Origin of the sequence: Diplocloster hominis, from assembly GCF_032380655.1 — a bacterium.
Taxonomy (GTDB): domain Bacteria; phylum Bacillota; class Clostridia; order Lachnospirales; family Lachnospiraceae; genus Diplocloster; species Diplocloster hominis.
Window position 1 is genome coordinate 48,672 of record NZ_JAWDIY010000029.1, and the last position, 14,306, is coordinate 62,977.

Annotated in this window: 14 protein-coding genes; 11 read left to right on the top strand and 3 right to left on the bottom strand. The window is 49.8% G+C overall.

Annotated elements, in window-relative coordinates:
• Positions 1–33 precede the first annotated feature (33 nt).
• The 6 genes from ABC831_RS20705 (at position 34) to ABC831_RS20730 (ending at position 6,189) form a co-directional block, all read left to right on the top strand.
• Positions 34–1,512 carry a sugar ABC transporter ATP-binding protein gene (locus ABC831_RS20705; RefSeq protein ID WP_343249968.1) on the top strand — a complete coding sequence of 493 codons (1,479 nt, stop codon included), beginning with the start codon at positions 34–36 and terminating at the stop codon, positions 1,510–1,512.
• A gap of 36 nt (positions 1,513–1,548) precedes the next feature.
• Positions 1,549–2,508: an ABC transporter permease gene (locus tag ABC831_RS20710; protein ID WP_343249969.1), complete on the top strand. Its 960-nt coding sequence runs from the start codon at positions 1,549–1,551 to the stop codon at positions 2,506–2,508.
• 19 nt (positions 2,509–2,527) lie between these two features.
• On the top strand, positions 2,528–3,235 hold the full coding sequence (locus tag ABC831_RS20715) for an N-acetylmannosamine-6-phosphate 2-epimerase (protein ID WP_343249970.1): 708 nt from the start codon (positions 2,528–2,530) through the stop codon (positions 3,233–3,235).
• A 26-nt stretch (positions 3,236–3,261) separates the two neighbouring features.
• On the top strand, positions 3,262–4,176 hold the full coding sequence (locus ABC831_RS20720) for an ROK family protein (protein WP_343249971.1): 915 nt from the start codon (positions 3,262–3,264) through the stop codon (positions 4,174–4,176).
• Between the two features lie 73 nt (positions 4,177–4,249).
• Positions 4,250–5,311, top strand: coding sequence for an SIS domain-containing protein (locus ABC831_RS20725; RefSeq protein ID WP_343249972.1), 1,062 nt, complete (start codon positions 4,250–4,252; stop codon positions 5,309–5,311).
• 2 nt (positions 5,312–5,313) lie between these two features.
• On the top strand, positions 5,314–6,189 hold the full coding sequence (locus ABC831_RS20730; protein WP_343249973.1) for a class II fructose-bisphosphate aldolase: 876 nt from the start codon (positions 5,314–5,316) through the stop codon (positions 6,187–6,189).
• A gap of 43 nt (positions 6,190–6,232) precedes the next feature.
• On the opposite strand, the gene ABC831_RS20735 is transcribed toward ABC831_RS20730, so the two are convergent.
• Together ABC831_RS20735 and ABC831_RS20740 are read right to left on the bottom strand one after the other, a co-directional pair.
• Positions 6,233–6,403: a hypothetical protein gene (locus ABC831_RS20735; protein WP_343249974.1), complete on the bottom strand. Its 171-nt coding sequence runs from the start codon at positions 6,401–6,403 to the stop codon at positions 6,233–6,235.
• 137 nt (positions 6,404–6,540) lie between these two features.
• The gene (locus tag ABC831_RS20740) at positions 6,541–7,761 is read right to left on the bottom strand and encodes an argininosuccinate synthase (protein WP_343249975.1); all 1,221 of its coding nucleotides are present in this window, start codon (positions 7,759–7,761) and stop codon (positions 6,541–6,543) included.
• 342 nt (positions 7,762–8,103) lie between these two features.
• Here ABC831_RS20740 and argC point away from each other — a divergent pair, with 342 nt between their 5' ends.
• The 5 genes from argC to ABC831_RS20765 all read left to right on the top strand — a co-directional run bounded on the left by argC (position 8,104) and on the right by ABC831_RS20765 (position 12,997).
• Positions 8,104–9,144, top strand: a complete 1,041-nt coding sequence (gene argC / locus ABC831_RS20745; protein WP_343249976.1) for an N-acetyl-gamma-glutamyl-phosphate reductase — start codon at positions 8,104–8,106, stop codon at positions 9,142–9,144.
• Positions 9,145–9,168: 24 nt separating this feature from the next.
• Positions 9,169–9,612, top strand: coding sequence for a GNAT family N-acetyltransferase (locus tag ABC831_RS20750; protein WP_343249977.1), 444 nt, complete (start codon positions 9,169–9,171; stop codon positions 9,610–9,612).
• Between the two features lie 71 nt (positions 9,613–9,683).
• Entirely contained in the window at positions 9,684–10,907 is a 1,224-nt protein-coding gene (gene argJ, locus ABC831_RS20755; protein WP_343249978.1) for a bifunctional glutamate N-acetyltransferase/amino-acid acetyltransferase ArgJ, read from the top strand.
• A 13-nt stretch (positions 10,908–10,920) separates the two neighbouring features.
• Complete coding sequence (gene argB, locus ABC831_RS20760; protein WP_343249979.1) at positions 10,921–11,820, top strand: acetylglutamate kinase; 900 nt, start codon at positions 10,921–10,923, stop codon at positions 11,818–11,820.
• Positions 11,810–12,997: an aspartate aminotransferase family protein gene (locus ABC831_RS20765; protein WP_343249980.1), complete on the top strand. Its 1,188-nt coding sequence runs from the start codon at positions 11,810–11,812 to the stop codon at positions 12,995–12,997. The genes argB and ABC831_RS20765 overlap by 11 nt, the downstream gene beginning before the upstream one ends.
• Before the next feature lie 89 nt (positions 12,998–13,086).
• Here ABC831_RS20765 and ABC831_RS20770 read toward each other — a convergent pair whose 3' ends face one another.
• On the bottom strand, positions 13,087–14,142 hold the full coding sequence (locus ABC831_RS20770; RefSeq protein WP_343249981.1) for a helix-turn-helix domain-containing protein: 1,056 nt from the start codon (positions 14,140–14,142) through the stop codon (positions 13,087–13,089).
• Positions 14,143–14,306 lie beyond the last annotated feature (164 nt).

A 14,306-nucleotide genomic window follows, 5' to 3' on the forward strand; every position in this document is an offset into this window, starting at 1 on the left:
AAACGCGCAGTAAATGCGCTGCTGGAGGAAACTATGGCAGAAAAATTATTGGAGCTTAGGCATATATCCAAAAAATTTTCCGGAGTAACCGCATTAGAGGATGTTTCCATCGATATCGAGCCGGGAGAAGTACTGACCCTGGTCGGAGAAAATGGCGCGGGGAAGTCAACCCTTATTAAAGTAATCACCGGCGCGCATCATCCCACGGAAGGCGAGCTCTGGTTTGAGGGAAAGAAAATAGAGAACAACAGCCCTGCCAAAGCCAAAGAACTGGGAATTGGCGTCATATACCAGGAATTGAATATGATGCCTACATTGACCGTGGCGGAAAATATATTTTACGGAAAAGAATTGAAAAAAGGGATCATGCTCCGGCGCAGAGAAATGCTGGAAAAAAGCAATGAAATTATACAGGAACTGGGGGCCGGCATCGACGCGTCCAAAAAAGTCTCGGAGCTGTCCATCGCGGAACAGCAGATCGTGGAAATCGTAAAGGCCGTGTCAGAGGATATTAAGCTGTTGATCATGGATGAGCCTACCGCCCCTTTGACAAACAGTGAGATCGAGAAAATGTTCGATATCGTGGAAAGATTACGGAAGCGCAATGTGGCCATTCTCTATATTTCTCACCGCTTGGAGGAAGTGTTCCGGATCTCAGAACGGACTGTGGTACTGCGGGACGGCAAGCATGTGATTACGGTTCCGACCCGGGATATAGACCGGCAGATGCTGATTAAGTATATGGTGGGGCGGGAGCTGGGACAGGAATATCCGGCCCGCACGACGGAAATTGGAGAAGTGATACTGAAAGCAGATCATTTGATCAACGATCATCTCAAAGACTGCAGCCTGGAACTAAGAAAAGGAGAGATATTGGGACTGGCCGGTCTGGTAGGCGCGGGGCGTACAGAGATGGCGAGGGCGATTTTTGGGGCGGACCCCCTAAGATCCGGTGAACTGACCCTGTATGGCAAAAAAGTCAGGATTAAGAGCCCGGAGGACGCGATCTCACATGGGATCGGGCTCATCACGGAAGACCGTAAGAATCAGGGGCTTCTGCTAAATCAGGGAATCGACTATAACGTATCCTATGCCAACTTAAAAAGTGTATGCAGATTCGGGGTTATCAATAAAAAGAAAGAAAACCAGGTCGCGGAGAAATATGTTGAGGCGATGGATATAAAAATACATTCGCTGGGGCAGATGGCAAAAACTCTTTCCGGTGGAAACCAGCAGAAAGTTGTATTGGGAAAATGGCTGGCAACTAATTCAGAAATCCTGATTTTTGACGAACCGACCAGAGGTATCGATGTAGGCGCAAAATCTGAAATCTATCAGCTGATGCGAAGACTAATTGAGGAAGGAAAATCGATTATTATGATTTCCTCGGAAATGCCGGAATTGATCGGAATGAGTGACAGGATTCTGGTCATGCACGACGGCCGTATCACGGGTGAGATCAACGATTCGGAAGTGACACAGGAAAAGATTCTGGAGTTTGCCACACGATGAGCAAAAGATATGATACTGGAAAGGGGTATACTGTAAATGAATAAAAGAGGAAATGGCGGCGTGTCTAAAATATTGTCGCAATTTGCCATATTAATCGCCTTAATAATATTACTGATCTTTTTTTCGGTCACCACGAACGGATTTTTGAGTACCACCAATATTTTCAATATTATGCGGCAGGTGGCCGTCAATGGGATCGCTGCCGTTGGGATGACCATGGTCATCATTACCGGGGGAATCGATATCAGTGTGGGTTCGATGATGGGTGTGGCCTCCGTATGCTGCGCCACGCTGATGGTGCGGGGGATGCATCCGGTTCTGGCCGTTCTGCTGGTACTAATACTGGGGCTGGCGGTTGGTACCGCTCACGGATGTTTTGTCTATGATATCGGGCTTCCGCCAATGATCGCGACGCTGGCCACCATGAGTATTTTAAGGGGAGTGACCTATATTATATCCGGAGGGCTGCCGGTCTATGGGTTCCCGGAAGGGTTTAACGTGATCGGACAGGGCTATATCGGACCGGTACCGGTGCCGGTGATTATCATGGTGATCTGTTTTATCATCGGCTGGTTTATCCTGGAGCGCACCTCATTTGGACGTTATGTATACGGCGTGGGAAGTAACAAAGAAGCGTCCCGTCTAAGCGGGGTAAATGTGCGGAAGGTCATCTACGGAGTTTATGGACTGTGCGGTATGCTGGCCGCTATGTCCGGCGTCGTGCTCTTAAGCCGTGTCAACAGCGGACAGCCCAAGGCCGGGGAGAGTTATGAGATGGATATTATTACCGCTGTTGTTCTGGGCGGAGTCAGCACCAACGGCGGGGAAGGCAGGATCGGAAATGTCATCATTGGTCTGCTGCTGATGGGAGTTCTGTTAAACGGTATGGTCATGATGAATATTCCGGATTACTACCAGAGGGTCGTGAAGGGCTTTGTCCTGCTGCTGGCTATCAGTTACGATAAAATTAGCCAGAAACGGGCAAATAAAAAATAGTAAAGAGAGGATTAATCATATGAAGGCAGAAGAATTAAAAAAAGGACTGATCGTCTCCTGTCAGGCTACGTCAGAAGAGCCCATGCGGGAAAGCTCCATTATCGGGAGATTCGCATTGGCCGCGGAAATGGGCGGAGCTGTGGGTGTCAGAATCAACGGTATCTCGGATATCCTGGCGACTAAGCAGATCGTAAAAATTCCGGTTATCGGACTGGTAAAACATACATATCCGGGCTACTGGAGCTATATTACACCGACGCTGCGTGATGTGGAATCCGTCTATGTCACAGGCGCTGAGATTATCGCGGTGGATGCCACCAGACTGCCCAAGCCTGAGGGGAAGGATGTGCGTCAGCTCTTAAGAGAGATCAAAAAGGAATTTCCGGACGTACTGCTCCTGGCGGATGTATCCACGCTGGAAGAAGGGCTGGCTGCCATTGAGGAGGGCAGTGATCTGATATCCACCACACTGGCTGGTTATACGGAGTATACGAGAAACTACGAGGACCCCAGAATTATCGAGCTGCAGGACCCCGATGTGCAACTGGTGCGGGAACTGGCACAGAGAGTAAAGGTGCCGGTAATCGCCGAGGGGCGCTACTGGGATGACACTCTGGCCATACAGGCATTTGAGGCAGGTGCCCATAATGTGGTCATTGGCGCAGGCATCACCAGGCCGCAGATTATCACGAAAAAAATTGTGGATAACATTCAGGCTTATCTGTAGAGCGCGGCATGTTAGGAGAGGAACTTATGATAGCGGCGGCAATTGACACTGGAGGAACGAAAATCAACGGAGCGGCCGTTGATGAGGACGGGAAGATCCTGAAAAAGATCAGGATTGAAAATACCGGAAGGACAGGAGCGTTTATCATGGACGCGTACCGGAAAATTCTGCGGGAGCTGACAGAAGCTTTTCCTATAAAAGCGGTCGGTATCGGAGCCGGCGGGCGCATCGACGAGAGAGCGGGTAAGGTACTCTACGCAGTCGGAATCTACCGGGATTATATCGGCCTGCCAATGAAACAGCTGTTAGAGGAGGAGTTCCGGCTGCCGACAGCTGTTACCAATGACTGCCGGGCCGGCCTGATCGGAGAAAAATGGAAGGGAAGTGCTGCGGGATATGAGAATGTGGCAGGAGTTATCCTCGGTACCGGAGTCGGCGGCGGAGTAATTTACCACGATCAGATTCTGGACGGTACCTTTGGAGGGTTCGGAGAAATCGGACATATGATCCTGCATCCTGGCGGCCGCCTGTGTACCTGCGGGCAGAAGGGGTGTGCCGAGCAATACATATCAGGAACGGCTCTGTGGCAGCTTTATAACGAAAAAACTAAGAGTGAAAGCCTGAGTTCGGGATATGAGTTCTTTGCTCGTGTTCAGGAGCAGGATAGCACCGCGCTGGAGGTTTTAAAAGGATTTCAGCAGGATCTGGCCAGCTGCGCGGTGAGCTGCGCGAATCTCTTGGACCCGGAAGTGATCCTGATCGGCGGAGGGCTTACGGATACGGCGGATTATTGGTGGGACGGGTTCCTGGCGTACTATCGGGAGTTTGGAAATCAGCATACGCAGAATCAGAAACTGATTCTGGCGGCCAGAGGGAACGACGCGGCTCTTCTGGGGGCGGCCCGTATTGCTTTTGATTTGTACAAACCAAGGTATAATTAATGAAACACCCTGCGGGTATACCTGTATGCCTTAAAAAACAAGGCAGAATTAATGAAAGGAGATTATCGCGAGTATGTATCGTACACAACAGGAAATTAAGGATCAATTTCAGGCATTGGATAAAACATTAAACTATATTAATGAAAAAGAGGCATATCTTATGCCGTTTTACCGGAATGCCAAAAAAGTAATTGTTTTTGGGTGCGGTTCCAGCTATATGCTGGCTAAGTCGGCAGCTTTCCAGTTGGAGCAGATGGCGGGAATTCCGGCTGTAGCCATTGCGGCGGGGGATTATCTGGTAAATAAGGCTTCCTATAAGAAGATGATTCAGGGAAGCAGCCTGATCAGTATCTCCAGATCGGGCAGTACATCGGAGATTATTCGGGCCGTGCGGCTGGCAAAAGATAACGGGGCGGCGGACTGCCTGTCCGTTTGTGCCAGGGAAAATGCAGAGATTGCCGCTATTAGTGAGTATCATCTGGATCTGCCATGGTGCTATGATACCTCTGTTTGCCAGACCCGTACTGTGACGAACCTTTATGCGGCTCTGCTGATGAGCGTGGCTGTCTTCTGCAATGACCGGGAACTGACCGGATACCTGATGCAGGTTCCGGGCGCGGCGGAGGCTTTTCAGATCAGATTTGACAGCGTGTTCGAAGAGATAGCCGGATGGAACTGGAAACGGGGCATTGTGCTGGCGGATGCGGGGATGGCAGGAATCGCGGAAGAGGGCGCACTGGCATTTAAAGAAATCTGCCAATGCAACTCTAACTATTATCACTTGCTGGATTCCAGACACGGACCTATGGTTATGATAGGGCCGGAGACGCTGGTGCTTGCCCTGGTGACGGACCAGGCGCCCGGACTGCAGTATGACCTGCTGCGGGATATCAGGAAAAAGGGCGCTCCCTGTGTATATTTTGACACCAATGTGCGGGAGCCGGAGATGTTTGCAAAGGAAGAAACGATGATTCGGATCCAGCTGCCATGCGGGAAAAGACCGGAGGCCGCCGTACTATTCATGATGTATGGAATCCAGAGCATTACTTATGCGCGGGCGGTGAACAGCGGGATCAATCCCGATGAACCAAATGGCCTGGATGCCTGGATCGAGTTAAAAGAAGGGGAAGCTTAACCATGCCGCTTACCACATTGCCGGAATTAAGGAAAGAGACCGCATCCGTTCCCGCCGCGATAGCAGCCTTTCAAACCGACTTTGTGGAAATGATACAGGCTGTCTGCCGGGAAGCCCAGGCCGCGCAGATGCCTGTGATCGTTCAGACCACGCCGAAATGCTGGGGGTATAACAGACCGGTATTTGCTGCCGCGTTGAAGGAAATGACGGCCCGGAACGATATGCCGGTCTGTCTGCATCTGGAGCGTGCCAAATGCCTGAAGCAGATAGAGAAGGCAATCGAATACGGATATACTTCGGTAATGCTCGAAGAAATAGAAGAAGCCGGCCTGATCGATGGAGAACCGGAGAATTCGGCAATGATAAGCGGTAAACGGATACCGGGAACGCAGCTGGAAGAGGCGGCCGGCCTTTGTGCCGACGCTGGGATCAGTCTGGGGGTCCGGATGAATCCGCCAACCACTAAATTTGGAAACAGATATACCGGGGAACTAAACGAAAGACTGGAGTATTTGCGGTCATTGAAAATCGGTATATTGGGGATTAACTTAAAGGAAAGTCATTTTATCCGTAAAAGCGGTGGAGAAACGCTATTAGACAGAAAGATAGCGGAACCATTACAAAGTTGTCTCGGGAAAAAGTTTTCCCTGATTCTGCAAAATGGGAGCGAGTTATCGGACCGGGCTATACAAGCTGCGGTGAATGAAGGTTTTTACGCGGTTAATTTCGCGGATGAAACAGGGAGGGTATACTGCGATGGAATGAAAGAAGCTATCAGGTTAAGTCCATGTGAAACAGATCCTTCCATTTATACTGCAGAAGCTATGAGATATGTGAGACAGTTGGTGAGGGAGAGGATTTCGCTATGCGCATCCTGATCCTGTAAAAATGCAAGGCGGCAAACATTTTGCCGCCTCATTTCTATTTTAAAAGCCAATCCAGTACATGAATCTGTTTGATCCCGTTGTGGGACACTATCGGCCCCAAATTCATCGTCAGCAGGTATTTCGGGTTATGATCGCGGATGGATTCCAGCGGTATAAGCTCTCGCTCCAGCGTTTTGCCGTCCGCATCGACTACTGTGTAAGCCACTTGATAATATTCTTCTCCTTCATCACCTATGGCGATAAAATCAACCTCTGAAGCCCCAACTTTACCAATGCAGAACTCGTATCCCCGGCGTAAAGCTGCCGCCAGGATAACGCAGGTAACATACCTAAAGTATCTGACTATTTATTCCGGGCTTCCGCCATTTTCATAGCGCGGACTTTCAACGGCAGGCCGAACAGGTTGATAAATCCTTCCGCATCGTGATGGTCGTAAAGTTCGCCGGTGGTGAAGCTGGCCAGAGTCTCACTGTACAGGGAATAGGGGGAAGTAGTGCCGGCTTTGATAATATTACCCTTGTACAGTTTGAATTTCACTTCTCCGGTTACATATTCCTGCGTGGAGTCCACGAAAGCCTGGACAGCCTCGCGCAGCGGAGTGAACCATTTTCCCTCATATACGATATCGGCAAATTTATTGCCCATTTCTTTTTTCACGGTATAGGTGGCGCGGTCCAGGATCAGTTCTTCTAACTGCTGATGTGCTTCCATCAGGATCGTTCCGCCGGGGGTCTCATAGACACCGCGGGATTTCATGCCGACCACACGGTTTTCCACGATATCGATGATGCCGATGCCGTGCTTGCCGCCCAAGGCATTTAACTCACGGATGATATCGGAAACTTTCATTTCTTTTCCATTAACACTTTTGGGAACACCTTTTTCAAAGGTCATGCTGACATATTCCGGTTCGTCCGGCGCTTCTTCCGGGGTGACACCCAGTACCAGCAGGTGGTTGTAATTCGGCTCCTGGGCGGGATCTTCCAGTTCCAGACCCTCATGGCTGATGTGCCATAAGTTCCGGTCTCGGCTGTAGCTGGAATCTGTGGAGAACGGAAGATCGATGCCGTGTTCTTTGCAGTAGTCGATCTCATCCTGTCGGGACTGCATCTTCCAAGTCTCGTTGCAGCGCCAGGGAGCGATGATCTGGATGTCCGGGGCCAGCGCTTTGATACCCAGCTCAAAACGGACCTGGTCGTTACCCTTTCCGGTAGCGCCATGGCAGATGGCTACAGCATTTTCTTTCCGGGCGATCTCCACCAGTTTTTGGGCGATCAGCGGGCGGGCCATAGAGGTTCCCAGCAGATATTTGTTTTCGTAGATGGCGTTTGCCTTTACACAGGGCATGATGTAGTCATCGCAGAATTCGTCAACCACATCCAATATGTATAATTTCTCAGCGCCGGATAATTTAGCCCGTTCCTCCAGGCCGTCCAGTTCGCTTTCCTGTCCTACATCGATACAGCAGCAGATGACTTCATAGTCATAGTTTTCCTTTAACCAGGGAATAATGGCGGTGGTGTCCAGGCCGCCGGAATAGGCTAATACGACTTTTTCTTTCATAATCTAAGTTCCTCCTGTGATTGAATCTTTCTATTTTTTTATCATTTCATGAACTTCCTTCGAGCTAAAACTATGATACAACATTCTTTTTGATTATGCAAGTGAAAAAATATGCAAAAAAACAGATTTTTTATACATAATACCTGAATATTATTCACAAAAGATGTATAATTATGCAAATATAAGGGGCAAAATTCGGAAAATCCCTTTACTTCCGGTACAAACTGATATAATATAGGAAAAGAATAAAGACATCGGGGAAATAAAATTAAGGAAACACCCTGCGGGTATACCTGCATGTCTTAAGAAACAGACAATAATAAGGAAAAGAGGAGAAGTGGGATGATAAGAGTGGGAATCATCGGAGCCACCGGTTATGCGGGGCAGGAGATCGTCCGGCTGTTGATGGGACATAAGGAAGCGAAGATCCAATGGTATGGGTCCAGGAGTTACATAGATAAAAGATACTGCGAGGTATTCCAGAACATGTTCCAGATCGTGGACGACACTTGTCTGGATGATAATATGGAAGAACTGGCAAATCAGGTCGACGTTATTTTCACGGCCACGCCCCAGGGGCTGTGCGCTTCCCTGGTAAATGAAGGGATTCTCTCAAAAACAAAGGTTGTGGATCTGAGCGCGGATTTCCGTATCAAAGATGTGAAGACCTATGAGCAGTGGTATGGAATCCAGCACAAGACACCGCAGTTTATACCGGAAGCTGTCTACGGCCTGTGTGAAATTAACCGGGAAGAGATAAAGAAGGCCAGACTGGTGGCGAATCCGGGCTGTTATCCTACGTGCAGTACTCTGTCGGTGTATCCCTTATTAAAAGAAGGGCTGATCGAGCCGGACACGATTATCATCGATGCCAAGTCGGGTACGTCCGGAGCAGGAAGAGGTGCGAAGTTAGATAACCTGTTCTGTGAAGTGAATGAAAATATCAAAGCTTACGGCGTTGCGACACACCGTCATACACCGGAGATCGAGGAGCAGTTAGGATACGCGGCCGGTTGTGAGATCCGGATTAATTTTACCCCGCATCTGGTCCCCATGAACAGGGGGATCCTGGTAACGGCTTATGCTTCGCTGAAAAGACCGGTTTCCTACGGGGAAGTCAAAGCGGCATATGATAAATATTATGCCAAAGAGACCTTTGTCCGGGTGCTGGATCAGGATGTCTGCCCCCAGACAAAATGGGTGGAGGGCAGCAATTTTGTGGATGTCAATTTTAAGATCGATCCCCGCACCAACCGGGTAATCATGATGGGTGCCATGGATAACCTGGTAAAAGGAGCCGCGGGCCAGGCAGTACAGAATATGAACCTTATGTTCGGTTTCCCGGAAAAGGAAGGGCTGATGCAGGTTCCCATGTTCCCGTAGAGAGCAGCGGAATAGGAGGATAATATGGTACGGGCAATGACGATAGAGGATTATGATGATGTAAACCGGCTTTGGCACAGGATACAAGGACTGGGAATACGCAGTATCGATGATTCCCGGGAAGGAGTAGCCCGGTTCCTGAACCGGAATCCGGGTTTAAGCGTGGTGGCGCTGGAGGATGGAAAGATCGTGGGAAGCATCCTGTGCGGACACGATGGGCGCCGCGGGTGTTTCTACCATGTCTGTGTGGAAGAGGGCTACAGGCATCGGGGGATTGGTACCGAGATGGCCGGCTGGGCCATGGAAGCACTGAAAAAAGAAAAGATCAACAAAGTCACGCTGATCGCGTTCCGCAGAAACGAAATCGGCAATCTGTTCTGGAACAAAGAAGGCTTCGCCTACCGGACAGATCTGAACTACTATGATATGTCACTCAATGAGGAAAACGTCACTGCGTTTGTGGAATAAGAAAGATGCCGGATAATTCTGCCAGATAGGACAGATAAGTTATAGAAATAAAGGAAGAGGAGATATGTGTTATGAAAATAATTGACGGTGGAGTTACAGCTCCCAAAGGTTTCATGGCAGCCAGCACGGCAGCGGCCATCAAATACCAGGACCGGAAAGATATGGCCATGATCTGCAGTGAAAAACCATGTAAAGCGGCCGGAACCTTTACGACAAATGTGGTCAAGGCGGCGCCCGTCAAGTGGGATACGATGATTGTCAAAAATTCCCCCTATGTCCAGGCGGTAGTCGTAAACGCGGGAATTGCCAATGCATGTACCGGTGAAGAGGGAATGCGGTATTGCAAAGAGACGTCCAAGAAAGCGGGGGAACTGCTGGGGATACCGGCAGAGACCGTATTGGTGGCATCCACCGGAGTGATCGGGATGCAGCTTCCGATGGACCGCATCACAGCTGGCGTGGCTGGTATGGTCCCGCTGCTGGCCCAGGGCAGAGAAGCGGCTAAGCTGGCGGCGGAAGCCATTATGACTACCGACACCATTTCCAAGGAAGCGGCTGCCACTGTGGAAATCGGAGGGAAAACCGTCACGGTCGCGGGCATGTGTAAGGGATCGGGGATGATCCATCCCAATATGTGTACGATGTTAAGCTTTGTCACCACGGATGCGGCGATCACGAAGGAATTGCTCCAGGAAGCACTGAGTACGGATATCCAGGATACTTATAATATGATATCGGTGGACGGCGACACCTCCACCAACGACACGGTTCTGCTGCTGGCAAACGGTATGGCGGAAAATCCGGAGATTACGGAAAAAAATGCGGACTATGAGGCATTTCTGGAAGCCCTTCACTATGTAAATGAGACATTGGCCAAGTACATGGCCGGAGACGGAGAAGGGGCGACCGCCCTGTTCGAGGTCAAGGTAACAGGCGCCGCTTCCAAAGCGGACGCGGTTACGCTGAGCAAGTCCATTGTGACATCCAGCCTGACGAAAGCCGCGATCTACGGCCATGACGCCAACTGGGGGCGTATCCTGTGTGCCATGGGATATTCCGGCGTGCAGTTCGATCCCGAGAAGGTTGACCTCTTTTTCGAAAGCGCTGCAGGTAAGATACAGATCGTAAAAGACGGCACCGCCTTAAACTACAGGGAAGAGGAAGCCACAAAGATCCTGTCAGAACCGGCTGTGACCGCTGTCGCGGATGTGAAAATGGGCGAAGCCTCTGCGACCGCCTGGGGCTGTGATCTGACCTACGACTATGTTAAAATTAATGCGGACTACCGTTCATAAAGGAGTAAGTACCATGAGAGAAAATATGAATAAATATCTGGAAAAGGCGGAGGTGCTGATCGAGGCGCTGCCCTATATCCAGCGTTTTAACCGGAAGATTATCGTTGTAAAATACGGCGGCAGCGCCATGGTGGACGGTGAGCTGAAAAACAATGTCATCGAGGATGTGACGCTGTTAAAGCTGGTTGGTTTCAAACCGATCATTGTACACGGGGGCGGCAAAGAGATCAGCCGCTGGGTCGGTAAAGTCGGCATGGAGCCGAAATTCATCAACGGTCTGCGGGTAACCGACGAGGAAACCATGGAAATCGCCGAAATGGTATTAAATAAAGTCAACAAAGAGCTGGTGACGCTGGTGGAGCGCCTGGGTGTGAAGGCGGTGGGTGTCAGCGGCAAGGACGGCGGACTGCTGAAGGTAGACAAAAAATATTCGGACGGCCAGGACATCGGTTATGTGGGAGAGATCAAAGAAGTAGATCCCCAGATCCTCTATGACATGCTGGAAAAAGATTTCCTTCCGATCGTATGCCCTGTTGGGATGGACGATGAGTTCCACACCTACAATATCAACGCCGATGACGCGGCCTGTGCCATCGCTAAGACTATGAATGCGGAAAAACTGGCATTTTTGACTGATATCGAGGGGGTCTACAAAGACTATGAGGATAAAGAATCCCTGATCTCCGAGCTGACGATCGGGGAGGCAGAGCAGTTAATCTCAGATGGGAACATCGGGGGCGGCATGCTTCCGAAGCTTGGAAACTGTATCGAGGCCATTAGAAGCGGAGTGTCACGGGTCCATATCATGGATGGCCGGATTCCCCACTGTCTGTTATTGGAGATATTTACCAACAAAGGGATTGGGACGGCTATATTAGGTGAAGCGGAAAGCAGGTATTACCATGAAAAATAGTGAGATAATCAGTCAGGCCGAACAGTATATTCTGCATACCTATAACCGTTACCAGATCGTTCTGGATAAGGGAGAGGGAGTGTATCTGTACGATGCGGAGGGTAAGAAATATCTGGATTTCGCCGCCGGTATCGCCGTATTCGCCCTTGGCTATCAGGACAAAGAGTACAATGACGCGCTGAAAGAACAGATCGACAAACTGATCCACACGTCCAATCTGTATTATAATCTTCCGGCAGCCGAAGCGGCCGAAAAGGTGGTAAAGGCAGCGGGAATGGATAAGGCTTTTTTCACGAACAGCGGAACTGAGGCGATCGAAGGCGCCATCAAAGTAGCCCGGAAATACGCGTACCTCAAGGACGGCAGCACGGATCATGAGATTATCGCCATGAACCATTCCTTCCACGGACGGAGTATGGGAGCCCTGTCCGTCACAGGGAATCCGCATTATCAGGAAGCGTTCAAGCCTTTAATCGGGGGAATCCGTTTTGCAAAATTCAACGATTTGGACAGTGTGAGGGCAGAGCTTACGGAAAAAACCTGCGCGATCCTGCTGGAACCGGTTCAGGGAGAAGGTGGGATCTACCCCGCCACCCAGGAGTTCCTGGATGGAGTGAAGGCCATCTGCGAGGAGAGGGATATCCTGCTGATCTTTGACGAGATCCAGTGCGGTATGGGAAGAACGGGCGAGATGTTCGCCTGGCAGCATTACGGCGTACAGCCGGATGTGATGACCTGCGCGAAGGCGCTGGGATGCGGTATCGCCGTAGGAGCCTTTGTGGTAAATAAAAAAGTGGCGGAAGCATCCCTGGTACCCGGGGATCACGGCACGACATACGGCGGGAATCCGCTGGCCTGTGCGGCGGTCAGTAAAGTGTTTGAACTCTTCGAAAAACGTCGTATCCTAGAGCATGTCCGGGAGATATCCACCTATCTGGAAGAAAAATTGGATCTGCTTGTGGATAAATATGATTTTATCAGGGCGAGACGTGGAAAAGGTCTGATGCAGGGACTGGTGGTCGAAGGACGTCCTGTGGGAGAGATCGTGAACCGCGCGCTGGACAACGGCCTGATCGTGATCACAGCGGCGTCTGATGTGCTGCGGCTGGTGCCTCCGCTGGTGATCGGGAAAGAACATGTGGATGAGATGCTGGAAAAATTGGAAAAGAGTTTCTGATTTTAATATTATCGAAAGGAATACACCGGGTGACGACGAGTAGTAATTGCCGATTCCCGGTGTGTTTTTTTGTTCATCGCTGCCGGACATCATTCGTTCGCTTTCAAGCTTCTGCGGAATCCAGCCGGGCTTAATCCCACCCGTTCTTTGAAACTATTATAGAAGAATCCCTTATTATTATAGCCAACTTCCAGCATGATCTCATCGATGGTGGAGCGGGTCGTCTCAAGCAGATGCTTGGCGTGCAGGATACGCACCTCGATCAGATAGTCTGAGTAGGTCATTCCGGTAAAATCCTTGATCAGCCGGTTAAAATAATTTCTCTGATAGTGAAAGTGATCGATGAGATCCTGGAGCTGCATATTCTGATAGTTTTGAAAAATATAATTCTTTACTTCGTCAAACAGATATTTGCGGAAAAAATCTTTTTCTTCCCTCGTATAAGAATACTCATATTCAGAGGCGATATTGTCCATCAGCCTTACCAGATAACCTTTGCAGATATATTCAAAACCCCGCTTCTTATCTTTGATCTCGAAGAGGATATCGGAGATCAGGTTGCTGATGATCAGGCTCTCTTCCGGCTTCTTTGGGAAAAAGTACAGCATGTTCTGCTTGCCTTTCTCTTTGATAAAGCTCCGGTGCAAAAAGCCCTGAAGGGTATCCTCATTCTCATAGGTCAGAAAAATCTCATTGATGACGGATACGGACACGGAAATGTTGATGATGGTTCCCTCCGACAGCTTGATATCTTCGCAATAGTAGGTATTGTCATCGATGAGAAGAACCCCGCCTTCCTCCACTGTCACCATAGTATCCCGGATGTGGTACACGATTTTTCCGCACAGCACATAGCTGATCTGGAAAAAGTCGTTGTACCGGTAGTTAATACTTTTGTTGGTCAGCTCTATGGTGGTGGGACTCCCGTCTGAATAGACAATATTTTTCATATGGCCGTTTTTCTGCAGATGATTGACAGATGCGATGATGGGGCGGGTGATCTTGTGATGTTCTTCCTGTGTTTCGGGTTCAAACACAGTCTTATAACCCAAATCCTCCGGGAGCTGAATCAGTTCCTCATAGGCGATGTACAGATTGCGATTCGCGGCAGCTCTTGTGCTGTCGATCTGTGATGATAGCTTCATACATATTTTCCCCGCATTCTTGTGTTTTTGTGGACGAAGGTCTAGGGTCCGGGAAGGGAGGGAGGCGGTCCGGCCTTTGGAACCGGGCGGCGAATCCCGTGGGGCCAAATCACTTCGGCCGGACCTAAGAATGGCTAACTCCGAAGGCGGGAGAACCTCTTATT